Source organism: Streptomyces sp. 6N223 (assembly GCF_052246635.1).
Taxonomy (GTDB): Bacteria; Actinomycetota; Actinomycetes; order Streptomycetales; family Streptomycetaceae; genus Streptomyces.
In genome coordinates this window covers 28,782-49,869 of the sequence record NZ_JBQQCA010000039.1, presented here as the reverse complement: position 1 = coordinate 49,869, position 21,088 = coordinate 28,782, and the positions used below count along the sequence as shown (strand labels likewise).

At 71.0% G+C, this 21,088-nt stretch carries 19 protein-coding genes and 1 tRNA gene; 11 read left to right on the top strand and 9 right to left on the bottom strand.

What is annotated here, in order from left to right; all coding sequences use genetic code 11:
* Positions 1-19 precede the first annotated feature (19 nt).
* From ACTWQH_RS22565 to ACTWQH_RS22555, 3 genes are read right to left on the bottom strand one after another with little or no spacing between them, the layout of a single operon-like run.
* Complete coding sequence (locus ACTWQH_RS22565; protein ID WP_443288509.1) at positions 20-1,033, bottom strand: Gfo/Idh/MocA family protein; 1,014 nt, start codon at positions 1,031-1,033, stop codon at positions 20-22.
* 40 nt (positions 1,034-1,073) lie between these two features.
* Positions 1,074-1,856, bottom strand: coding sequence for an SDR family oxidoreductase (locus ACTWQH_RS22560; RefSeq protein ID WP_443288508.1), 783 nt, complete (start codon positions 1,854-1,856; stop codon positions 1,074-1,076).
* A complete protein-coding gene (locus ACTWQH_RS22555) occupies positions 1,837-2,985 on the bottom strand; it encodes a phytanoyl-CoA dioxygenase family protein (RefSeq protein WP_443288507.1) in 1,149 nt (382 codons plus the stop codon). Before ACTWQH_RS22555 ends, ACTWQH_RS22560 begins: the two co-directional genes overlap by 20 nt.
* Positions 2,986-3,119: 134 nt before the next feature.
* On the opposite strand from ACTWQH_RS22555, the gene ACTWQH_RS22550 reads away from it, so the two are divergent.
* The 6 genes from ACTWQH_RS22550 (at position 3,120) to ACTWQH_RS22525 (ending at position 8,365) form a co-directional block, all read left to right on the top strand.
* Complete coding sequence (locus tag ACTWQH_RS22550; protein ID WP_443288506.1) at positions 3,120-4,157, top strand: LacI family DNA-binding transcriptional regulator; 1,038 nt, start codon at positions 3,120-3,122, stop codon at positions 4,155-4,157.
* 46 nt (positions 4,158-4,203) lie between these two features.
* Positions 4,204-4,279 (top strand) — tRNA-Arg (locus tag ACTWQH_RS22545).
* A 261-nt stretch (positions 4,280-4,540) separates the two neighbouring features.
* The gene (locus ACTWQH_RS22540) at positions 4,541-5,479 is read left to right on the top strand and encodes an ABC transporter ATP-binding protein (RefSeq protein WP_443288504.1); all 939 of its coding nucleotides are present in this window, start codon (positions 4,541-4,543) and stop codon (positions 5,477-5,479) included.
* On the top strand, positions 5,479-6,312 hold the full coding sequence (locus tag ACTWQH_RS22535; protein WP_443288503.1) for an ABC transporter permease: 834 nt from the start codon (positions 5,479-5,481) through the stop codon (positions 6,310-6,312). Before ACTWQH_RS22540 ends, ACTWQH_RS22535 begins: the two co-directional genes overlap by 1 nt.
* A gap of 26 nt (positions 6,313-6,338) precedes the next feature.
* The gene (locus ACTWQH_RS22530) at positions 6,339-7,700 is read left to right on the top strand and encodes a sensor histidine kinase (RefSeq protein WP_443288502.1); all 1,362 of its coding nucleotides are present in this window, start codon (positions 6,339-6,341) and stop codon (positions 7,698-7,700) included.
* A complete protein-coding gene (locus ACTWQH_RS22525) occupies positions 7,697-8,365 on the top strand; it encodes a response regulator (RefSeq protein WP_443288501.1) in 669 nt (222 codons plus the stop codon). The genes ACTWQH_RS22530 and ACTWQH_RS22525 overlap by 4 nt, the downstream gene beginning before the upstream one ends.
* Positions 8,366-8,378: 13 nt before the next feature.
* On the opposite strand, the gene ACTWQH_RS22520 is transcribed toward ACTWQH_RS22525, so the two are convergent.
* The 4 genes from ACTWQH_RS22520 to ACTWQH_RS22505 all read right to left on the bottom strand — a co-directional run bounded on the left by ACTWQH_RS22520 (position 8,379) and on the right by ACTWQH_RS22505 (position 13,800).
* Positions 8,379-9,728 (bottom strand): sensor histidine kinase, encoded by a 1,350-nt coding sequence (locus ACTWQH_RS22520; RefSeq protein WP_443288500.1) that lies wholly within the window; start codon positions 9,726-9,728, stop codon positions 8,379-8,381.
* A gap of 104 nt (positions 9,729-9,832) precedes the next feature.
* On the bottom strand, positions 9,833-10,552 hold the full coding sequence (locus ACTWQH_RS22515; RefSeq protein ID WP_443288499.1) for a response regulator transcription factor: 720 nt from the start codon (positions 10,550-10,552) through the stop codon (positions 9,833-9,835).
* Between the two features lie 60 nt (positions 10,553-10,612).
* Entirely contained in the window at positions 10,613-12,517 is a 1,905-nt protein-coding gene (locus tag ACTWQH_RS22510) for an ArnT family glycosyltransferase (RefSeq protein WP_443288498.1), read from the bottom strand.
* Positions 12,518-12,558: 41 nt separating this feature from the next.
* Positions 12,559-13,800, bottom strand: a complete 1,242-nt coding sequence (locus ACTWQH_RS22505) for a glycosyltransferase (RefSeq protein ID WP_443288497.1) — start codon at positions 13,798-13,800, stop codon at positions 12,559-12,561.
* 116 nt (positions 13,801-13,916) lie between these two features.
* Here ACTWQH_RS22505 and ACTWQH_RS22500 point away from each other — a divergent pair, with 116 nt between their 5' ends.
* The 5 genes from ACTWQH_RS22500 to ACTWQH_RS22480 all read left to right on the top strand — a co-directional run bounded on the left by ACTWQH_RS22500 (position 13,917) and on the right by ACTWQH_RS22480 (position 17,350).
* Positions 13,917-15,269 (top strand): hypothetical protein, encoded by a 1,353-nt coding sequence (locus ACTWQH_RS22500; protein ID WP_443288496.1) that lies wholly within the window; start codon positions 13,917-13,919, stop codon positions 15,267-15,269.
* A gap of 52 nt (positions 15,270-15,321) precedes the next feature.
* Complete coding sequence (locus ACTWQH_RS22495) at positions 15,322-15,969, top strand: DedA family protein (protein ID WP_443288495.1); 648 nt, start codon at positions 15,322-15,324, stop codon at positions 15,967-15,969.
* Between the two features lie 88 nt (positions 15,970-16,057).
* Positions 16,058-16,453 carry a YunG family protein gene (locus ACTWQH_RS22490; RefSeq protein WP_443288523.1) on the top strand — a complete coding sequence of 132 codons (396 nt, stop codon included), beginning with the start codon at positions 16,058-16,060 and terminating at the stop codon, positions 16,451-16,453.
* Positions 16,454-16,489: 36 nt separating this feature from the next.
* Positions 16,490-16,849 (top strand): hypothetical protein, encoded by a 360-nt coding sequence (locus ACTWQH_RS22485; RefSeq protein ID WP_443288494.1) that lies wholly within the window; start codon positions 16,490-16,492, stop codon positions 16,847-16,849.
* Positions 16,850-16,873: 24 nt separating this feature from the next.
* Complete coding sequence (locus tag ACTWQH_RS22480; protein WP_443288493.1) at positions 16,874-17,350, top strand: cupin domain-containing protein; 477 nt, start codon at positions 16,874-16,876, stop codon at positions 17,348-17,350.
* On the opposite strand, the gene ACTWQH_RS22475 is transcribed toward ACTWQH_RS22480, so the two are convergent.
* On the bottom strand, positions 17,305-18,402 hold the full coding sequence (locus ACTWQH_RS22475; RefSeq protein WP_443288492.1) for a glycoside hydrolase family 88 protein: 1,098 nt from the start codon (positions 18,400-18,402) through the stop codon (positions 17,305-17,307). The two genes, ACTWQH_RS22480 and ACTWQH_RS22475, sit on opposite strands and share 46 nt — an antisense overlap.
* Positions 18,399-21,086: a hypothetical protein gene (locus ACTWQH_RS22470; protein ID WP_443288491.1), complete on the bottom strand. Its 2,688-nt coding sequence runs from the start codon at positions 21,084-21,086 to the stop codon at positions 18,399-18,401. Before ACTWQH_RS22470 ends, ACTWQH_RS22475 begins: the two co-directional genes overlap by 4 nt.
* Positions 21,087-21,088 lie beyond the last annotated feature (2 nt).

The following is a 21,088-nucleotide window of genomic DNA, read 5'->3' as shown; positions in this document are numbered from 1 at the left end:
CGCCTCGCTCACGCCGCGTTCACGCCGCCGTCCGCACCTCCGCCACCCGCACCGGCCGCCGCTCGCGCAGCGACAGCGTGCACGCCTCCGCGATCCACCCCGCCTCCAGCGCGTCCGCGACGGTGCACGGGGAGGGGCGTTCGCCCGCGACGACCTCCGTGAACGCCGCCAGCTCCGCCCGGTACGCGGCGGCGAAGCGGTCCATGAAGAAGTCGTGCGGCGTGCCCGCGGGGAAGGCGGCGCCGGGCTCGACCGAGCGCAGCGGCAGCCGGTCCTCCAGTCCGACGGCGATGCTGTCGGCGAAGCCGTGCAGCTCCATGCGCACGTCGTAGCCGCGGGCGTTGTGGCGGCTGTTGGAGACGACGGCCAGGGTCTGGTCGTCGAGCGTGAGGACCGCGGCCGTGGTGTCCGCGTCCCCGGCCTCGGCGATATACGCCGCCCCCCGGTTGCCGCCCGTGGCGTACACCTCGGCGACCTCGCGGCCGGTGACCCAGCGGATGATGTCGAAGTCGTGGACCGAGCAGTCGCGGAAGATGCCGCCGGAGGCCGCGACGTAGGCGGGCGGCGGCGGGGCCGGGTCCAGGGTGGTGGACCGCACGGTGTGCAGCGGCCCCAGCTCGCCGCCCGCCACGGCCGCGCGGGCCGCGGCGAACCCGGCGTCGAAGCGGCGGTTGTACCCGATCTGGATCTCCACGCCGCCGTCCCTCACGGCGTTCAGCACCTCCACGCCCTCCTTCATGGAGCCGGCGACGGGCTTCTCGCAGAAGACGGGAACGCCCGCCCGGACCGCCGCGAGGATCAGCCCCGGGTGGGCGTCGGTGGCGGCGGCGATGACGACGCCGTCCACGCCGGCGGCCAGCACCGCCTCCGGCGAGTCCGCCGCCTCGGCCTTCCCGCCGGACCGCCCGACGACGGCCCGCGCCGCGTCCGCGACCGGATCGGTGACGACCAGGGACTCGACCCCCGCCAGCCCGGCCAGGGTCTCGGCGTGGAACGCCCCGATCCGCCCCAGCCCCATGATCCCGATGCGCATGATGATGTCGCTCCTTGCTTGTGGTGCTCAGTCCTGCTGCTCAGTCCATGCCGCCGATGACGTTCTGGTCCCAGTCGATGACCGAGCCGGTGACGACGCCCGAGCGGTCCGAGAGCAGAAAGACGACGAAGTCCGCGATCTCGTCCGGCTGCCCCAGCCTGCCCATGGGCAGCCCGCGGCCCGCCGCCTCCCGCCAGTCGTCGCCCGCGCCGTGGAACGCGCGCTGGGTGGCGTCCTCGCCCTCGGTGTCGGTCCAGCCGATGTTCAGGCCGTTGACGCGGATCCGGTCGAAGCGGTGGGCGTGGGCGGCGTTGCGCGTCAGCCCGATCAGGCCCGCCTTGGCGGCGACGTAGGGCGCCAGGAAGGGCTGCCCGCCGTGGGCGGCGATGGAGATGATGTTGACGATCGCGCCCGGGGCCTTCCGCGCTGTCATGTCCTCGACGGCCGCCTGCATCGCGAAGAACGGCCCCTTCAGATTGACCCCGACGTGCGCGTCGAACAGCTCCGGGGTGGTGTCCAGCAGCGAGCCGCGCGCGGTGAGCCCGGCGGAGTTCACCAGGCAGTCGATCCGCCCGTGCGCGGCCACCACGCGCCGCACGGCGCCCTTCGCCTGCGCGGCGTCGGCCAGATCGGCCCGGAGGAACGACGCGTCTGAGCCCGCCTCGGCCAGCTCAGCCGCCAGCGCCTCGCCCGGCCCCGGCCGCCGCCCGGTCACGGCGACGATCGCGCCCTCCCGGGCGGCGGCCCGCGCTATGGCCGCGCCCAGCCCCTGACTCCCGCCGTTGACCAGCACCACCCTCCGCTCAAGCAGCTGTCGCCCCATCACCTGTCTCCTTCCTGATGGCCGCGTCCCTCAACGCCTCCCGCAACGCCCCCGCCGCCCACCCCTCCTCCAGCGCCCGCCCGGTCAACTCGGCCTGCGACGGCGGCGCCAGCCCATCGACCGGCGGGTCGCGGTCGAGGTTGGTCGGAAACGGGTACCCCTCGGCGGACGCGGCGATCACGGCCGCCAGCCACTCCCTGCTCACGCCCTCGGCCTTGCGCCGCGCGAGCACCGGGTAGACGGCGTTCACCACGGCCTCCCGGTCCACCGTCTCCATCGCCCGCCCGAAGGCGGACGACACCTGCAGCAGATTCGCCATGCGCCGTATCCCCGCCGACCGATTCGCCCCGGCGGCGTGAAAAACGGCCGGATTGAAGAACACCGCATCCCCCTTCCCCAACGGCAGCTGCACGTGGTTCCGCTCGAAGTACGCCCGGAACGCCGGCAGCCGCCACGCCAGATATCCCGGCTCGTACTTCTGCGAGTGCGGCAGATACATCGTCGGGCCCGACTCCACGGGCATGTCGCAGTGCGCCACCGCCCCCTGCAGCGTCAGCACCCGCGACAGCCGATGCACGTGCGCGGGGTACTTGGCCGCGGTCTCGTTCGCCATAAACCCCAGGTGATAATCCCGGTGCGCGCTCTGCGCCGCCCCGCCCGGATTGACCACGTTCACCTGCGAGGTGACCTGGTACCCCGGCCCGAGCCAGGCGGCCGAGACGAGCGCGAGCGTCTCGTTGGCGTAGTAGTCCGAGAACGCCTCGGGATCGCGCGACGCCAGCTTCTCCAGGGCGTTCCACACCCGGTCGTTGGCGCCCGGCACGCCGAAGTGGTCGCCGGCCCGCGCGCCCGCCCGCCGCTGCTCGGCGATCAGCGCCTCGAACGCCGCGGTGACCCGGTCCACCACCGACTCGTCCGGGAACGCCCCCCGCACGACGACGATGCCGGGCCCCTCGGCCAGCGCCCGCACCAGCTCGTCGGCCCCCGGCAGCCGGCCGCCGTCGTAGACCAGGACGTTCCGCTCCACGCCGGCGGCGCCCGGGTAGTCGCCGGGATCGGTCGCCGTCTCGACCAGGGCACGGAGGTCGTCGAGAACGCAGTCGTCCTCGGACAGCCGGGTGGGGGACATCGTCGCGCTCTCGCTTCTCTCGCTGCTCTCGCTTCTCCCGGGACTTGCCACTACGGGTGCTCCCCTCGATTCTTGACAGCCACGTACCATCAATCAACCACCATCCACCCATCAAAAACCCCTCAGGAAGCGGCGTGCCCCACCCCTACCCCATCAAGGAGATCGCCCGCCAGGCCGGGCTCAGCGAGGCCACCGTCGACCGCGTGCTCAACAACCGCGGCGGCGTACGCGAGAGCACCACCCGCGAGGTGCACCAGGCCATCACCGACCTGCACCGCCAGCGCGACCAGGTCCGGCTGAACGGCCGCACCTTCATGATCGACCTCGTGATGCAGGCGCCCGAACGCTTCACCACCGCCGTCCGCACCGCCCTGGAGGCCGAGCTGCCCTCCCTCCAGCCCGCCGTCATCCGAGCCCGCTTCCACCTGCGCGAGACCGGCCCGGTCGACGAGCTGATCGCCACCCTCGACCGCATCGCCCGGGGCGGCTCCCAGGGCGTCATCCTCAAGGCCCCCGACCTCCCCGAGATCACCGCCGCCGTCGCCCGCCTGGCCGCCGCCGGCATCCCCGTCGTGACCCTCGCGACCGACCTCCCCGCCAGCGGACGCCTCGCCTACGTCGGCATCGACAACCGCGCCGCCGGCACCACCGCCGCCTACCTGATCACCCAGTGGCTCGGCGACCGCCCCGGCAGGGTGCTCACCACCGTCAGCCGCGGCTTCTTCCGCAACGAGGAGGAGCGCGAGATGGGCTTCCGCGCCGCCCTGCGCGCCGCCCACCCGCCCCGCCCCGTCGTCGAGACCACCGAGAGCGACGGCCTCGACGCCACCCAACGCGACCTCGTCCTCGACGCCCTGACCCGCCACCCCGACATCCGCGCCGTCTACTCCATCGGCGGCGGCAACATCGCCACCCTCGACGCCTTCGCCACGCTGGGCCGCGACTGCGCCGTCTTCATCGCCCACGACCTCGACCACGACAACACCCGCCTCCTCCACGAGCGCCGCCTCTCCGCCGTCCTCCACCACGACCTGCACGAGGACATGCGCCGCGCCTGCCACACCATCCTCCGCACCCACCACGCCCTCCCCGCCCTCCCGGCCCCGGCCCTTCCCTCGCCGATCCAGATCGTGACCCCGTACAACATGCCGCCGGTGGCCCCCCGCGACTGATACGCCTCGGTGGGGCACCGCCGGACACCGCTATGCTGTGCGCGAGGCCTCAGTAGCTCAGGGGATAGAGCACCGCTCTCCTAAAGCGGGTGTCGCAGGTTCGAATCCTGCCTGGGGCACCAGATCACATTGGGTGATGTAGCAGGTCAGGGTCGGCACTGGCCTCACCCGGACCCGCATGGATACGAAGCGCCTTCTGACCGTTGACCGTTGATGACGAACGTCGTCCTCCTGTCGGCGGAGGTCCACTGGTACCGCAGTACCAGTCACCCCTCGAAGAGTCGCCCGCGGTCCCAGCGATTCCGTCTTTCCCGCCCATAGCTTCGAAAGCAGAGGTCACGACCCTTCCGTGGCCGGTATCGAAGCGAGAAAGGGTGACCTCGGTGATCGAAGCGCGAGAGCTGACCAAGCGGTACGGCGACAAGAGGGTCGTGGACCGGCTGAGCTTCGCCGTCAAGCCTGGTGAGGTGACCGGGTTCCTCGGCCCCAACGGCGCGGGCAAGTCGACGACCATGCGCATGATCGTCGGTCTGGACGCCCCTACCGCGGGCTCCGTCACCGTCAATGGCCGCGCCTACGCGGAGCACCCGGCGCCGCTGCACGAGATCGGAACTCTGCTTGACGCCAAGTCCGTCCACCCCGGGCGCAGCGCGCGTGGCCATCTGATGGCGTTGGCGCACACGCACGGTATTGCGCGCCGCCGGGTGGACGAGGTGATCGAGCTGGCCGGGCTGACCAGTGTGGCCGGCAAGCGGGTGGGTGCCTTCTCGCTCGGCATGGGGCAGCGGCTCGGTATCGCCGCTGCGCTCCTCGGCGATCCGGAGATCATCATGTTGGACGAGCCGGTCAACGGCCTGGATCCGGAGGGCGTGCTGTGGGTGCGCAACCTCCTTCGCGGACTTGCCGACGAGGGCCGGGCGGTCATGCTCTCCTCGCACCTGATGAGCGAGATGGCGCTGATCGCCGACCACCTGATCATCGTCGGCCGCGGACGACTGCTCGCGGACACCACGCTGGACGACTTCACACAGACGGCCGACGGGGGTGGCGTGAAGGTCGTCACCGACCAGGCGGAGCGGCTGCGCCCGCTCATCGCAGGCCCGGATGTGGTGATCACCTCCGATTCCTCCGTGGAACTGGTGGTCTCCGGGCGCACCGCTCGGGAGATCGGAATGATCGCCTTCTCGCACGGGGTGCCGCTGTATGAGCTGACTCCGCAGTCCGCCTCCCTGGAGACGGCCTTCATGGACCTCACCCGCGACGCCGTGGAGTACCACAGCGCACCCGCCGACAACGCTCACACCGACCGAGAGGCGGCATGATGACTACCTCCTCGCTTTCCGTGGCTCCTGCCTCCGCGACGTCGGTGCGCAGGGTGACGACCCGCGGGGTACTGCGCTCGGAATGGGCCAAGCTCTGGTCGTTGCGCTCCAGTTGGATCATCCTGGCCGCCTCCGTGGTCGTGCTGTTCGTCTTCGGGGCTATCGCTGCCTTCATGTACAGCCCCGCCGCGGGAGCGGACTCCGGTCCGTCCCTGTCCGAAGGCGCCACCGACGCGGTCAGCCTGGCCTTGACGGGCTCGCCGTTCGTGTCGCTGATCGTGGGGTCGCTCGGAGTGCTGCTGTTCGCGGGCGAGTACAGCACGGGCATGATCCGCTCCACGCTCGCCGCGGTCCCCAGGCGGCTGCCGGTGCTGTTCTCCAAGAGCGCCGTGGTGGCGCCGGTGGTGCTGGTCCTCACCACGATCGGCGCGCTGGTGGCGTTCCAGCTGGGCGCGATCGGCCTGGACGGCGAGAAGATCGCCCTGTCGCTGGGGGACGACGGTGTGCTGCGCAGCCTGCTCGGTGTCGGGGTCTACATGGCTCTCGTGGCAGTGTTCGGCGTGGCGCTGGGCGCGCTGCTGCGCTCGGCTGCCGGGGGCATCGCCTCCCTGCTCGGCATCCTGCTGATCCTGCCCAACCTGGCCTCGCTGCTGCCCAAGTCGCTGGCCGACACGCTCCACCCGTACTTCCCGAGCACGGCCGGAGAGGCCATGTTCTCCCTGCACCGGTCGGCCGACTCCCTCTCGCCCGGTGCCGGGTTCACGGTCTTCGCCGGCTGGGTGGCCCTCGCACTCGCCGCGGCGGCCATCCGGCTGAAGCGGACCGACGCCTGAGCAGGGAAGTGGAGACAATCGGGCCCATGAGTCCGCACCGCGCGGCCGGCGCCGCCGACCGGGCCCAGGGGGCGGCGCCCTCGCCGTCCCCTGGGCCCGAGACCGGCTGGGGACATCCCCTGCTGGACTGGCTGCTGCGCCGCCAGCGCCGCGTGCAGCAGCTGGGCCAGCGGCATCCCTGGCTGCTCGACACCGCGGTGGTGCTGATCGTCGCGGCGATCGGCCTGACCGACCTGCTCTCCGGCGGCTCTGGCGACGGCCCCTTCGGGAACACCGAAGGCCGCGACCACCTGCCGGCCGCCGTCTCGTACGTGGTGTCCGCCGCGCTCATCGTGCCGCTGTGGTGGCGCCGCCGCGCCCCGGCCCTCGTGTATTTCGTGATCGCCCTGGTCACCCTCGTCCAGGGGGCGCTGGGCCTGCAGGTGGCGGCCGACCTCGCCGCACTCATCGCCCTGTACACAATGGCCCGCTACGGTTCCCTACGGCTGGTGGGCTGGGCCGCCGCCGTGGCCATCGCGCAGGTCATGGTTCCGGTCCTCGTCATCCTGCCGGATGAAGGCTGGCTGCAGAGCCTGTTGTTCCAGCTGGCGACGGTCACCGCTGCCGCCGCCGTCGGGCTGACGCTGCGCACCCGCCAGATGTATCTGAGCGCGCTGGAAGACCGCGCCCGACGCCTGGAGATCGAACGCGACCAGCGCGAACAGCTCACCGTCGCCGCCGAACGCTCCCGGGTCGCCCGTGAGATGCACGACATCGTCGGCCACAATCTCTCCGTCATGATCAGTGTCGCCGACGGCGCCGCCACCCTCGCCGCCAACAGAGGCGAGCAGTCCGAACAGTCCCTGCGCATCCTCGGCGACACCGGCCGTCAGGCCATGAGCGAACTACGGCGCGTCCTCGGCGTCCTGCACGAGAAGCAGCACGGCGAACGGCCGCTCAGTCCGCAGCCCGGCATCCGCGATCTGGACGCCCTCCTCTCCCGGGTCCGCACCGCGGGACTGGACGTCACCTATCGGACCGTAGGCGACCTCGACACGCTCGGTAGCAGTGTGCAGCTGACCGTCTACCGCATCGTCCAGGAGGCCCTGACCAATACCCTCAAGCACGCCGGTGCCGGCTCCACCGCCGAGGTCGCCGTGACCGCGGACGCCGGGCAGGTCCGCGTCCGGATCGCCGACACCGGAACCCCACCAGAGGTACGCGTGCCGGGGCAGCAGCCCGACGATCCCGGGCACGGCCTGGTCGGCATCCGCCAGCGGGCCGCCCTGTACGGCGGCATCGCCACCATCGGCCCGCGCGACGACCGGCCCGGCTGGATCGTCGACGTCGTACTCCACGCATCCGACACGCCCGCCCCGCCGGCACCAGGAGAAGAACCGCTGCCATGACCACTGTGCTGATCGCGGACGACCAGCCCTTGCAGCGCATGGGCTTCCGCATGCTCATCGAGGGCACCCCCGGCCTGACCTGCGTCGGCGAGGCCGAACACGGCGCGGAGGCCGTCCGCATGGCAGCCGAACTGCGCCCCGACGTCGTCCTGATGGACATTCGCATGCCCGGTATGGACGGGCTGGAGGCAACCCGCCGGATCACCGCCGCCGGAGGCCGGACCCGCATCCTCATCGTGACCACCTTCGACCTCGACGAATACGCCCACGACGGACTACGTGCCGGAGCCAGCGGCTTCCTGCTCAAGGACGCCCGCCCCGAAGAGATCGTCGCCGGCATCCACGCGGTCGCCACCGGCGACGCCGTCGTGGCACCCAGCCTGACCCGGCGCCTGCTGGACGCCTACGCCCACCAGGTCCTCACCCCGACCACCACTCCTGCCACCGAGGACCCCCGCCTCGCCACCCTCAGCGGCCGCGAGAGGGAAGTGCTCATCGCCATCGGCCGGGGCTGGAACAACACGGAGATCGCCGAACGGCTCGTCCTCACCGAATCCACGGTGAAGAAGCACGTCGGCCGGGTCCTCGCCAAGATCGGAGCCAGGGACCGCGTCCAGGCCGTGATCATCGCGTACGACGCGGGACTGGTTCGGGCACAGCCGTAGCGGCGTATGCATGCTAGGGAAGCAGCACGGCGAAGCGAGCGCCTTCGTCGGCCGCCGTCCTGAGTTCGACGCGGCCGCCGTGGGCCTCCAGGATCGCGGCGGTGATGGCCAGGCCGAGTCCGGTGCCGCCGCGGGTGCGGGAGCGGGCCTCGTCGACCCGGTAGAACCGGTCGAAGATGTTCGGCGCGGCCTCCAGCGGCACGCCAGGCCCTTCGTCGATCACTTCCAGCACGACGCGGCCGCGCGATTCCCGACTGCCCGCCACGGCTACGGGAGGTTCTGGCCGTTGGACCGGCATGCCTACGCGGATGTGCACGGGTGTGCGGGGCGGGGTGTGGGCCATGGCGTTGCTGACGAGGTTCGTGATCACCTGGCGCATCCGGTGTTCGTCCACGGTGACCCGGATCGGTTTTTCGGCGCTTTCCAGGACCAGCGGCCGCTGGGGGTCGCGGACCCTGGCGTCGTGCACGGCGTCGTCGACGAGCGTGCGGATGTCGAGTTCGGCCAGGTCAAGGGCGCGTTCCTGGTCAAGGCGGGCCAGCAGCAGCATGTCGTCCACCAGCCGGCCCATCCGGATCGCCTCGTCCTCGATCCGGCCCATCAGCCGGTCCACATCGGCCCGGTCCGGCGCGCCGCCGCAGCGGTTCAGTTCGGCGAAGCCACGGATCGACGTCAGCGGGGTGCACAGTTCGTGCGAGGCGTCCGCTACGAACCTGCGCAGCCGCGCCTCGGACCGCTCTCGTTGGCGCAGCGCGGAGGAAAGCCTGCCGACCATGGTGTTCAGCGCGCCACCGAGCCGACCGACCTCGGTATGTGTATCCGACGCGACCCGCAGATCGAGGTGGCCGCCGGCGATGTCCTCCGCGGTCTTCTCGATCTTGGTCAAGGGCCGCAGCCCGAGCAGGACCAGCAGGAACCCGACCCCGCCGAGGGTGAGCAGCAGAGCGATCCCGACCCCGACCTCGATCCAGATCAGCTGTGTCACGGTCGCCTCGGTGGTCTCCGTCGACTGCGCGGCCACGATGATCCGCGGCCCGTCGGGCATCGTCTTCTGCGACACCATGACGCGCCAGTCGGCGCCGCCCTGCCTGTCGGCGACCATGAACGGGCGCCGAAGGTACTGGTCGACGTTGGTCGAGTTGATCACCGGCAGTTCCGGCCCCACCGCGCCGGCCGGGGCGGACAGCTGCGGCGTCCCGTTGTTGTAGAGCACCTGGAGCGCGAATTCCGTGGGCAGGCCGTGGGAGTTGCGCCAAGGGTCATCCGGCGACGGCTCCAGCTTTCCCGGGCGGCCGTCCACTCGGTGCACAAGGTCTCTCAGCTGCTCGTCCATCCGGTCGATCATCGACTCGCGGATCAGCACGACGCTGGCGGCCCCGATGGTGCCCAGGCCGAGGGTGGCCAGCACGAGCAGCGCCATGACCAGGCGCGTCCGTAGGGTCCACGGTCTGCGCCACCGGTTCTTGCTCATCGTTCTTCCCTGGGCAGCCGCAGTGAGTAGCCGATGCCCCGGATGGTGTGGATCAGCGGTGGTTCCACCGAGTCGATCTTGCGGCGCAGATAGCTGATGTACGACTCGACGATCCGGCCGTCCCCACCGAATTCATAGCTCCACACCCGGTCGAGGATCTGCGGTTTGCTGACCACCCGCTCGGCGTTGACCATCAGGTACCGCAACAGGTTGAACTCCGTGGGCGACAGCCGGACCAGCCGACCGCCCCGGTGGACCTCGTGGGCGTCCTCGTCGAGCACGAGATCGGCGTACCGGAGGGTGCCGTCGTCCTGCGGGATGTCGGTGCCGCTGCCCGTGCGCCGGAGGATCGCCCACAGCCGCAGCACCACTTCCTCCAGGCTGAACGGCTTGGTCACGTAGTCGTCGCCACCGGCTGTCAGGCCCGCGATCCGGTCTGCCACGGCGCTCCGCGCGGTCAGGAAGAGCACCGGCAGCCGGTTGTGCACCGTGCGGAGGACGCGGGCGAGGCTGAAGCCGTCGGTGTCGGGCAGCATCACGTCCAGAATGACGATGTCCGGCGGGACGCGCCGGGCCGTGGCCAGCGCTTCGGCTCCGCAGTTCGCCGCGTGCACGGTGAACCCGCTGAGCCGGAGCGCTGCCGACAACAGCTCCAGGATGTTCGGTTCGTCTTCCACTACGAGGACGGTCGCCTCGCCACGTCGATGCTGGTCCACGTGACCAGCATCGACGACGAACCTGGGAACTACCTGGGAACTATCTGAGAACGCTGTGATTCACGCATCCGTGCACTCGTGCAGCGTTGCGCCCTCGCCCGCGGTGAGTACGGGCTTGCAGTTCTGCTCGACCCACGTGGACCGCTCGATGATCCTTTCGCCGTCCGCCATCCCGCCGCCGGTGAGCACGAACCGCAGCTTGCCCTCACGCACCCACGCGGACAGCTGGGCCGTCGAGGGCGCCGGGTCCCGGCCGTCGAACCCACCCATTCCGACGACGGTCTCGTCGGTGGCGACGATGTACGTCTTCGCGGACTGGGAGCCGCCCTCGACCGCCAGCGTGATCTCGGCTCCGGACGAATGCGACGTGACGTAGTCCAGGATCTTGCGCTGGTCAGCGTTGAGTTCCCCGCTGTCCCAGCCATCAGGCATCTCGTCGTCCACCGGCCCCGCGGCCGGCAGGCTCTCGATGGCTGTGGTGGAGACCGCACCGGCAGCCGACCACACGGCAGGTGCCAGCAGCACCGCGCCGAGCCCGAGCACGAGCCCCACCCTCGGGACCGTGCGCAGTGCCAGGATCAGGATCGCGACCACTGCGACGATCAACACCGCGTACCGCAGCCAACCGTGCCACGAGGTGTCCCGGGAGATGAGCACCCACGCCCACACCGCGGCCACTGCGACGCAGGCGGGCAGCACGAGCCAGCCCCGTCCCTCCGGCTCTCGGTACTTCTGGAACGCCCACACCGTGCCCGCACCGATGAGTGCTCCGATCGCGGGTGCCATGACGATGGTGTAGTACGGGTGGAAGACACCCTTCTGGTAGCTGAACACCAGGGCGAACACCACGAGCCAGCCGCCCCACAGCACCCAGCCCGCGCGGTGGGCGGTGTCCGCCGGGGCCGACCGGCGCCACCGCCGGAAGCCGAGCACCGCCGCCACCGCCAGCGCGATCAGAGCCAACGGCAGCAGCCAGCTGATCTGCCCGCCGACCGCCTCGTTGAACATCCGGCCGGGACCGGACTCGCCGCCGAAACTCGTGCCACCGGGGCCACCGGGGCCACCGGGGCCACCGGGGCCACCAGGCCCACCGGGGCCACCTCCGCCCGGCGGGGGCGTACCGGTCGCCGCCCCGCCGTTGCCCGTTCCCTCACCGCCGAACACGCGGCCGAGCCCGTTGTAGCCCAGCACCAGATCCAGGGCCGTGCCGTCGGTGCTGCCGCCGATGTACGGCTTCTTGCCCGGCCACAGGTCGACCGCCGCGACCCACCACAGTGAACTCGCCAACAGCACCACGGCCGCACCGGCCAGGTCGAGCACCTGACGACGCCAAGGCGCCAAGCCGGCGGCCAGGTACGCGGCGAAAAAGACAGGAACGACGACGTACGCGGCCGCCATCTTCGCCAGGAAGCCGCAACCGATCAGGAACGCCGCGAACAGCAGCCACTTCGTCCTCTTGCCTGGTTGCAGCGCCTTCACCGCGCGGGTGAAGGCGTAGGCCGCCGCGACGAGCGTGAGGACGAGCATGGTGTCGGTGTTGTTCGTGCGGGTGATCGCCACGGTGATCGGCGTGAGCGCGAAGACCAACGCCGCGATCAGCGCGGCCTTCTCCCCCGCCCACATCCGGACCGTCCGGTGCAGCAGGAAGATCGCCGCCACGCCTTCGACCACCTGCGGCAGCAGCACGGACCAGCTGTGGAAGCCGAAGATCCACACCGAGACCACCTGCGGCCACAACGCCAACGGCGGCTTGTCCACCGTGACCACACCGGCCGGGTCGAACGAACCGAACAGGAAGTTCGTGAAGTTCAACGACATCGACTTGACCGCGGCCGTGTAGTACGTGTTGCCCCAGCTTCCGCTCCACAACACCCAGGCGTACAGCACCGTCCCCAGCGCGAGGATCGCGATGAGCGCGTACCGCGGCCAGTGTGGGGGACGTTGCTGAGGAGGTTCGACGGGCACTGCCTGCTCCGTCAGTTGCGCTTGGCCGGTATCGGCGGCGGTCATACGTTTCCCTTTTCTTGTTTGAAGACCCAGCCACGCAGCAGGACGAACCGGCCGGCCGTGCCGAGCACGGACGCGCCGAGCAGCACGAACAGCTCCAGGAGACGCGAGGGTTCGGCCACCGCCGAGTGCAGGATGAGCAGCGCGGTCGATGTGAACGCGTAGTAGAGGCCGAAGACGATGAGTCCTTGCAGGTGCGCTCTGCCGGACGAGCCACGGGGGCCGAGGAACGTGAACCGCCGGTTGGCCTCGGTGTTGAATATCGTGGTGACCACGAGCGCCAGCAGGTTGGCTGCCAACGGGTGCATCGCCGGCCGCAAGAGTGCGTAGAGCAGCAGGGTGACCGCGGTGGACACGAGGCCGATCGCGCCGAACGACAGCAGTTGCCAGACCAGACCCGGGTCCCGTCGCGACAACACCGCGTCCGGGTGGGCCGCTTGGGGTTCCGGACGCCGTGGCAGGTCGGCGACTCTTGCCGTGCCGGCGGCTTTCGCCCTCGCCACACGGATCAGACCCCGAATGTCCTCGAGCGCGGTCGATCCGATACTGACCCGGGTGTCGATGTCCTCGACCCAGTCGACCGGCACCTCGTGCACCCGCAGTCCATTGTGCTCGGCCAACAGCAGCAGTTCGGTGTCGAAGAACCAGTTGTCGTCCTTGATGTGGCCGAGCAGCGGGCGGATCACGTCCGTGCGCGCGGCCTTGAAGCCGCACTGGGCGTCGGAGAACTTCGCGCCGTGGCTGAGCCGGATGAGCGCGTTGTAACCCCGGGAGATCAGCTCACGCTTCGGGCCGCGTACGGTCCTCGCGCTCGGGGCAAGCCGCGAGCCGATCGAGACGTCCGAGTGGCCGTTGACCAGCGGAGCCACCAGGGGCAGCAACGCGTCGAGGCCGGTCGACAGGTCGACGTCCATATAGGCCACCACGTCGGCGTCGCTCCATTGCCACGCGGTGCGCAGGGCCCGGCCACGGCCCTTCTCGTCGAGATGCAGCACACGGACCTGGTCCGTCGTTGAGGCCAGCTCGTCGGCGATCGCCAGGGTGGCGTCGGTGCTGGCGTTGTCGACGATGGTGATGGTCCACTCGAACGGCAGCTGTTCGTCCAAGTAGGACTTCAGGACGTCCACGCAGCCGCGCAGCGTGCGTTCCTCGTTGTACACCGGGATCACGACGTCGACCGTGGCGGTCTTGGTCGCACCGGTCAGGTCCGGCGGTGTCGCTGGGGCAGGGGTGCCAGTCATGACAACAGGTGTGCCAGGCGTAACCGCAAGCAGCCCGGACGGAACCTGAAAGAAGCCTGGGAATCCGCGACTTCGGCTCCCAGGTAACTCACACAAACGCGCCCTACGGTCGCGGCGTGTCAGCAACCTCCGAATCCGTCGACATCGACGAGAAGCAGACGCGAACATCCCGCCGAGTGGGCCTGGGCCTGGTGGCTACAGCGGTCGTGCTCGCGGTCGTGGTCAGGTTCGCCATGTTCGACCACGAGTCGAGCGACTATAAAATCTTCGTCAAGGGCTGGTACGAATTCATTTCCACACACGGTGGATTCGGAGCCCTCAAGTACAGCTTCGCGGATTACAACGTCCCTTATCTGTACCTGATAGCGGCATTGACCTATCTGCCGATCCCCGCCCTCACCGGGATCAAGATCATCTCGGTGGCGTTCGACCTGCTACTGGCGTACTTCACCTACCGCGTCGTCGCGCTGCGCCACACCGGCCGCCGGCTGCCGGCACTGGCTGCCCTCATCGTGTTGTTCCTCCCCACCGTGGCGACCAACAGCGGGATGTGGGGGCAGGCCGACTCCATCTACGCCGCGTTCGGCCTCGGCGGCGTGTACTTCCTCCTCCGCAGGCGGCCGTGGCTGGCCGGCGTCTTCTTCGGCCTGTCGCTGGCCTTCAAACTGCAGGCAGTCTTCCTGTTCCCGCTGCTGCTGGTCCTCGCATTGACAAAGTGGATCCCGTGGCGGGTACTGCTGGCCGTCCCCGGGGTCGTCCTGCTCCTTGACGTGCCGGCGCTGCTGGCCGGAGCGCCCGTGGGGCGCTTGCTGTCGGTGTATGCGGAGCAGACGAGCACCTATACGGAGCTGTCCCTGCTCGCGCCGTCGATCTACCAGTTCCTCCCAGCGAGCGCCGACGCGGCGGTGATCCGGCCCATCGGTATCGCGGGGACCGGGCTGGTGATCCTCGGGCTGTGCCTCGGCGTACTGCTCAGCCGAGTGCGCCTTACGACTGCGAAAGTCGTGCTGATGGGAGCTGCCTCGGCAGTCCTGGTGCCGTTCCTCCTGCCGTCGATGCACGAGCGCTACTTCTACCTGGCCGAGGTACTCACCGTGATCGCCGCGTTCTACCTGCCGCGCCGCCTCTGGTATGTGCCTGTCCTCGTACAGGTGGCCTCGTTCCTCGCCTATCTCAACGTGCTGTTCCCGGCAGCGGATTCGACGCCTCCGGGAGACCTGCCAGGGGGGCCCAGCCTCCCCGTGCCCGGCGGGCATTCGGAGCCCGGGGAGATGTCGGACGGTATGCCGGGAGATATGCCGGGCTGGATGTCCGACCAGTACGCGCCCACCCTGGAGTTCCGGGTCCTCGCTGCGCTCATGGCGGTCGCGGTCGTGTCCGTGGTGTGGACGGCATTCCGCGAGTTCCGGCGAGGCTCCCCGCCGGGAGCACGGAAAACACCCATTCACGATGCGCTGAGTACGCGGTGAACCAGCAGGTTTCACTGCGGAATTCCACAGCCAACCCGAGGGAGTCAAAATGATGTATGTGGCATCCGCCGAGCAGCCAGGAGGTCTCGCCGGCCTGGTGGTGGACATCATGGACGAGCTGGGTGGACCGGGCGCGGCGCTCCTCGTCGGTATCGACAACATCTTCCCGCCGATGCCGAGCGAGCTGGTGCTGCCGCTGGCCGGTTTCGCCGCGAGCCAGGGCACCATGAGCCTGTTCATGGCGCTGTTCTGGACCACCCTCGGCTCCGTCGCCGGCGCCCTGCTCACCTACTGGCTGGGCGCGTGGCTCGGCCGCGACCGCGTCCGCTCCCTGATCATCCGCACGCCACTGATGAAACCGTCGGACTTCGATCGCACCGAACGCTGGTTCCTCAAACACGGCACGAAGGCGGTGTTTTTCGGCCGGATGGTGCCCCTGTTTCGCAGCCTCGTCTCGCTGCCGGCAGGCGTCGAACGGATGCCTATGCTGCGGTTCCTGTCCCTGACCACGCTCGGCAGCCTGATCTGGAACGCGGGCTTCGTCGTGGCCGGCTACCAGCTGGGCGCCAACTGGCAGGACGTGGACGAGTACGCGGGCATCTTCCAGAAGGCGGTCATCGCAGTCGTCGCACTGGCCGTCGTCGTGTTCGTGGCGGTCCGGATGCGAGAACGGGAACGGAGCAAGGGCAATGTCCAGTAAGCGCAATCACACTCCACAACGGACGCGCTGACGGTCAACTTGCACTGCCTGGGGCACGCGGTGACGTGACGCTGCGAGGATGACGGACATGACTCCCTGGGTCCTGACCGATATCGAACGGGCTGTCCGCAGCAGTTGGGGCGCCGACACGTGTCCGTCGGAGACGCGCGCTCGGTGGAGCCCGGACAATCCGGCGCGGTGGCAGTGCCTCGTCACCGCGCTGGTGCTCAATGACCTGCTGGGTGGCGAGCTGGTCAAAGGCGAGGTCCGGGTGCGCGGTGAGCGCACCGACTATCACTGGTGGAATCGCCTGGGCCTGGGGGTCGACATAGATCTCACCCGTGAGCAGTTCGGGGCCGAGGAGGTCGTCACCGGTGGTGTGGTCATCCCCCGGCCGCCGGCGTTTGTGCGGCCGCGTGAGGAGTATGAGCTGCTTCGCGGCCGGGTGGTGGAGAAGCTCGGCGGCGGCGCCACCCACTTCTGACCGCGCCCGCAGCACAGGTTGGATAGGTTGGCCGCCATGCCGATAGCGAGGGTGCGGGCCACCAAGGCGGGCGGCAAGGTCGTGGATGATCCGTCCGAGGAGCAGCTGTTCGACCTGCTGGCCGGCATGAACCCGGCCAATCCGTTCGTCGTCGTGGAGCGTCTCGACCGGAAGCCGGTGGGGCAGCACTTCATGCAGGTTCATCTCCTCGACGGCATGAGCTACCAGGTGGAGTACCGCGAGGGGCACCGGAAGAGCCACTTCGAGGCGCTCGTGGAGCCGCTCCCGGAGGTGGTCGGGCCGGCGTTCGTCGCGGGGCTCATCATGGACTGGGCGCGTGACCGCGACGGCTGGCGCGAGGCGCTGCCGTGGAAGCGGATGCGCGGCATGCGCTGAGGGGTGAGTCGAGAGGAGCGGACGGTGGAGACGCGGCGACAGGTCGAGGTGCTGGCCAGGGTGGGGGAGCTGCTGGAGGCGGAGCCGCCGCCGCGGGGCGGGGTGGTGTGGCGGCTCGCCGTGGCCGGGCGGCAGCTGGACGCCAATCTCGTGCGGCTGCCGCCGGGGGGTGAGGTCGCCGCGCATGGTGAGAGTGAGCTCGACGTGCTGGTGTACGTGGTGGAGGGGGGCGGGCGGCTCGGTGACGAGGTGCTGAGCCCGGGGAGCGTGGCGTGGCTGCCCCGGGGGGCCACCCGCAGCCTGACGGCCGGGCCCGACGGGCTGGTTCACCTCACCGTGCACCTCCGGCGCCCCGGCATGTCGATCGGCCGGGACAGCGCCGGCGGGGAGTCGGCGTGCCTGCTTCATCGGGTGTGCCTGGAGTGCGGGCGCTTCGCCCCGGAGCCCGATGCCCGCTACTGCGCGCGGTGCGGCACCGAGCTGCCGAGCGCCGCGGCGTAGGCCTGGAGGGCAAGGCCCTGGCCCCAAGGCTGGATCAGGTCGTCGCGGATGACGGAGTAGCCGAAGGGCACGAGCTGGAGGATGGTGCCCGCGCTGGTGCGGGTGAGGGTGCCGTCGGGGGCGACGTAGGGGTGGATGCCGGCGAGGGCGCGCCAGGCGGCGGGGCGGAGGCGGTCGGGGGCGATGCCGAGGGCGGCGGCGCGGAACATGGCGGCGGCAATGCCGGCCGCGGCCGACGTCTCGGGGATGCCGCGGTTCTCCGGCTGGCCGTCGACGAGGACGTCCCACACGCCGTGGGCCGGCTGGTGGTCGGCGAGGGCGAGGAGCTGGCGGCGGAGGGTGTGGCGTACGCGGGCGGCCGTGGGGCCGTCGGGGGTGGCCTCCAGATATTCGACGGCTGCCAGGGCTGACCAGGCGTTGGCCCGGCCCCAGAAGCACCAGATGGTGCGGCCGGCGTGCGAGCCGTGGGCGTACAGGCCGGTGTCCGGGTGCTGGAGGATCTCGGCGTGGGCCAGGAGCTGTTCGCCGGCCTCGGTGACGAGGTCGGGCCTGCCGGTGCGCACGCCGTAGCGGATGAGGAAGACGCCCGCCATGTACGCCGTGTCCGCCCACACGCCGCCGGGCCAGTGCTCGATGGCGCCGCGCGGGTCGCGGGTCACGCTGCCCTCGCGCCGCAGCCAGGCGTGCAGCCGGGCGCAGCCGTCGGCGTAGCGGGGCTCGCCCGTCAGGCCGTACAGGTCGGCGCAGGCGGCGCCGGGCGCCAGGTTGTTGACGTGGCCGACCTCCAATCCCGCCCGCAGGTGGCGGTCGATGAAGGCGGTGACAAAGGGCGGGGGAGGGGAGCTGGTCGCCGTGGCCAGGCGGAGCAGGCCCTGGAGGGCGACGCCCTCGCCCCAGAACCAGTTCTCAAGCTCCATCGCCTCGGTGCGCGCGGCGATCCGCCCGGCGGTGGCCGCCAGGACGGCCGGGGCCAGGTCGGCGGGGTCGGCGGGCGGGGGAGGCGGGGTGGAGCGCGCCGCCTGGCTGGTGTCGAGGCCCTGCCCGTTGATCACCCCGGCACTCCGAGCGGGTCGCGGCCGCTGCGCAGGTCGATGGTGTGCGGGGTGGTGGTGGTCGTCGGGGAGGACGGCGGCTCGATCACGAGGCGGTCGTCGGCGGGGGTGAGGTGGGTGTAGGGGTTGGTGAGCAGGGGGGCGGTGGGGAGTTCCTGGACACGGCCGTCGACCGTGAAGGGGCCGTCCCAGGTGAGGGAGAGCGTGCGATACGCCACCGAGCCGGGGGCGAAGCGGGGTTCGCCGAGGGCGGCGGTGAAGGAGGCCAGGTCGCCGTGGACGGCGCGCCGGCCGATGGTGCACACCCAGGCGGTGCCGGGGCCGAGGGGACGCAGCTCCTGCCAGGCGTCGGGCCCGGAGGTGACCGGGACGGCTCCGCCCTCGGTGGCGAGGGCCACGTAGCCGTCGCCGACGCGCCCGATGGTCCACACGCCGGACCGCACCCACTCGTCGAAGGTGGCGAGGGGGAACCAGGCGTGGGTGTAGCCCATCGCTTCGTCGCCGGGGATCCGGTACAGCGCCAGCACCGTGTCCTCGTGCTGGCGGGCGCGCGGCAGCACGCGGTGGCCCGCCCAGGCGTTGGGCCGCGCCGCCGGCGAGGTGGAGGCGTTCGGGGCGTGGGTGACGAACACCTGCGTCTCGGGGCCGAGCGTCGCGCCCCAGACGTGCTCCTGGAGCCCGGGCAGCCCGGGCCGGTAGTCCTGGGCGCAGGACAGCATCGCGTCCGGCGTCTTGTAGACGGTCACGTCCGAACCATAGGGGCGGGAGAGCAGGTCGTGGGAGGGGCGGTAGGTGCCTCGGTAGCTCTGGTGGCCGAGCCAGCGCTCGGGCAGGTCGACGGCGGCCTGGCGGATCACCCCGGGCACGCGGTAGCGGCGGGCGGTGGCCAGGGCCGTGGCGGGCAGCAGCGCGTTGTTGAGCGCCCCGGTGCCGAAGCACAGCCACATGATGGGGGCGGTCTCCTCCAGGCGGGACGAGCGGAGGGTGCCGACGTACGAGCGGCCGTGGGCGCAGCCGTGGATGCCGCGCCAGGAGTTCGCCGCCAGGCTGAAGAGGATCCGGTCGGCGACCCCGGCGGCCAGGGCCTCGACCTCGGGGTCGTCGGCGAACTCCACGAGGGAGACGAGGGCGAGCAGGTCGATGGCGAGGTAGGCGTTGGAGTCGAACTCGCTGAAGCCGCCGGCCAGCTTGCGGCGCAGCCAGGCCAACGCCAGCTCCCGGCCGTGCTCCCCGTGCCGGGTGCCGGGCCACCCGGTGTTGGTGAAGGTTTCGCCGGCGAGCGCGCCGCCCCACAGCAGCTCGGCGGTGTGCCACACGAGCTGGTGGTTCTCGGTGAAGTAGCACATGGCGTCCAGGCCGGGCTGGTCGATCCAGAACTTGAAGCCGAGCAGGGCCGCCCGCACCCGCTCCCGCAGGCCCGGCTCCCAGCGGCCGGCGTCGGGGACGCGGTGCCACAGGTGCGCCAGGCCCAGGGCCTCGAAGTCGGCGCAGTCCGCGCGCTGCTCGATCATCCACAGGGAGTGGGCGAGCCCGGCGGCGGTCACGCGGTACGCCGGGTCGGCGAGGGCGCGCACCAGCTCGGCGGCCGGGGCGCCCTGGCCGCGCGCGGCGTGCCGCAGGAACTCCTCGCGCCAGGTGGCGGGGTCGCCCACGGGCGCCGGGCGGTAGTCGGGCGGCAGGGTGGTGACGGGGAACTCCCGGACGATGGGCGTACGTTCGGGGGTTTCGGCGTCGAGGTCGAGGGAGATCCGCAGGGCGGCGTCGGTGGCGAGCATGGAGGCGCTGCCGAGATCCTCTTCGGCGGAGCCGGGCACGCCGAGGCGCAGCGTCGCGCGGCCGTCGTCGCCAAGGCGTACGCGCTCCACCCGGCCGCCGTCGCCGCCGCCGTCGCCCCAGGCCACGCGCAGCGCCGCGCCCGCCGGGCCGGTGAGCGGGACCGTGCCGTCGGTGCTGCCCCAGCGGGCCACTCCCACGGCGTTCAGGACGCGCTCGGCGTGCGCCGCGGCGTACTCGCACGCGCCCTCGGCGGGCACCACGACCCGCACGGGCAGCCCGCCGACGCGCAGCCGCAGCACGTGGCGGCACTCGCGGAACGCCACCTGCCAGGAGGCGACGACGATCGTCGTCGTGCCGGACGGCAGCCAGATCCGCACCTCCTGCTCGGCGGGCTCCATGTAGGTGACCGTCGAGGAGTGGGCGCTCTGCTTGCCGCCGACGAAGAGACGGAACGGGCCGGTGGACGCCAGCCGCAGCGTGCGCCACTCGGCCTGGTCGACCTCCAGCACCGTCGCGGCCAGCCCGAGCCGGTACTCGGGCGTGAAGCAGAACGCGCTCCAGTCGACCAGCCCGTCCGCCGCGGTGTGGACCCGGCGCCACGGGCCGGCGTGGCGTACGCCGGTGGGCCCGATGTACGCCACCTCCCCGCCCTCGGTCACCGGCCCCGTCACCGGGTCGGGCCGCAGCGGCCTGAGCCGGTAGAGCTCCTCCTTCAGCGGGGTGGCGTCCGGGCCGTTCGTCAGCCGCCACCGGCCGCGTTCGCCCCAGGGGTCGCCCTCGGGGGCCAGGCACGCGGCCAGGTCGTCGGCGGGCTCCGCCCAGGCGGCCGTGGTGAGCCAGTCCCGCACGGTGCCGCGTTCGTCGAGGGCGTGGACCGTGCGCCCCGTCGGCTGCTCCGCGGATGTCATGA

Bases quoted from the DNA above. Each gene is read 5' to 3' on its own strand.
- ACTWQH_RS22565 (WP_443288509.1), bottom strand. From the start codon at position 1,033: ATGCGCATCGGGATCATGGGGCTGGGGCGGATCGGGGCGTTCCACGCC.
- ACTWQH_RS22560 (WP_443288508.1), bottom strand. From the start codon at position 1,856: ATGGGGCGACAGCTGCTTGAGCGGAGGGTGGTGCTGGTCAACGGCGGG.
- ACTWQH_RS22555 (WP_443288507.1), bottom strand. From the start codon at position 2,985: ATGTCCCCCACCCGGCTGTCCGAGGACGACTGCGTTCTCGACGACCTC.
- ACTWQH_RS22535 (WP_443288503.1), top strand. From the start codon at position 5,479: ATGACTACCTCCTCGCTTTCCGTGGCTCCTGCCTCCGCGACGTCGGTG.
- ACTWQH_RS22530 (WP_443288502.1), top strand. From the start codon at position 6,339: ATGAGTCCGCACCGCGCGGCCGGCGCCGCCGACCGGGCCCAGGGGGCG.
- ACTWQH_RS22525 (WP_443288501.1), top strand. From the start codon at position 7,697: ATGACCACTGTGCTGATCGCGGACGACCAGCCCTTGCAGCGCATGGGC.
- ACTWQH_RS22505 (WP_443288497.1), bottom strand. From the start codon at position 13,800: ATGACTGGCACCCCTGCCCCAGCGACACCGCCGGACCTGACCGGTGCG.
- ACTWQH_RS22495 (WP_443288495.1), top strand. From the start codon at position 15,322: ATGTATGTGGCATCCGCCGAGCAGCCAGGAGGTCTCGCCGGCCTGGTG.
- ACTWQH_RS22490 (WP_443288523.1), top strand. From the start codon at position 16,058: ATGACTCCCTGGGTCCTGACCGATATCGAACGGGCTGTCCGCAGCAGT.
- ACTWQH_RS22485 (WP_443288494.1), top strand. From the start codon at position 16,490: ATGCCGATAGCGAGGGTGCGGGCCACCAAGGCGGGCGGCAAGGTCGTG.
- ACTWQH_RS22470 (WP_443288491.1), bottom strand. From the start codon at position 21,086: ATGACATCCGCGGAGCAGCCGACGGGGCGCACGGTCCACGCCCTCGAC.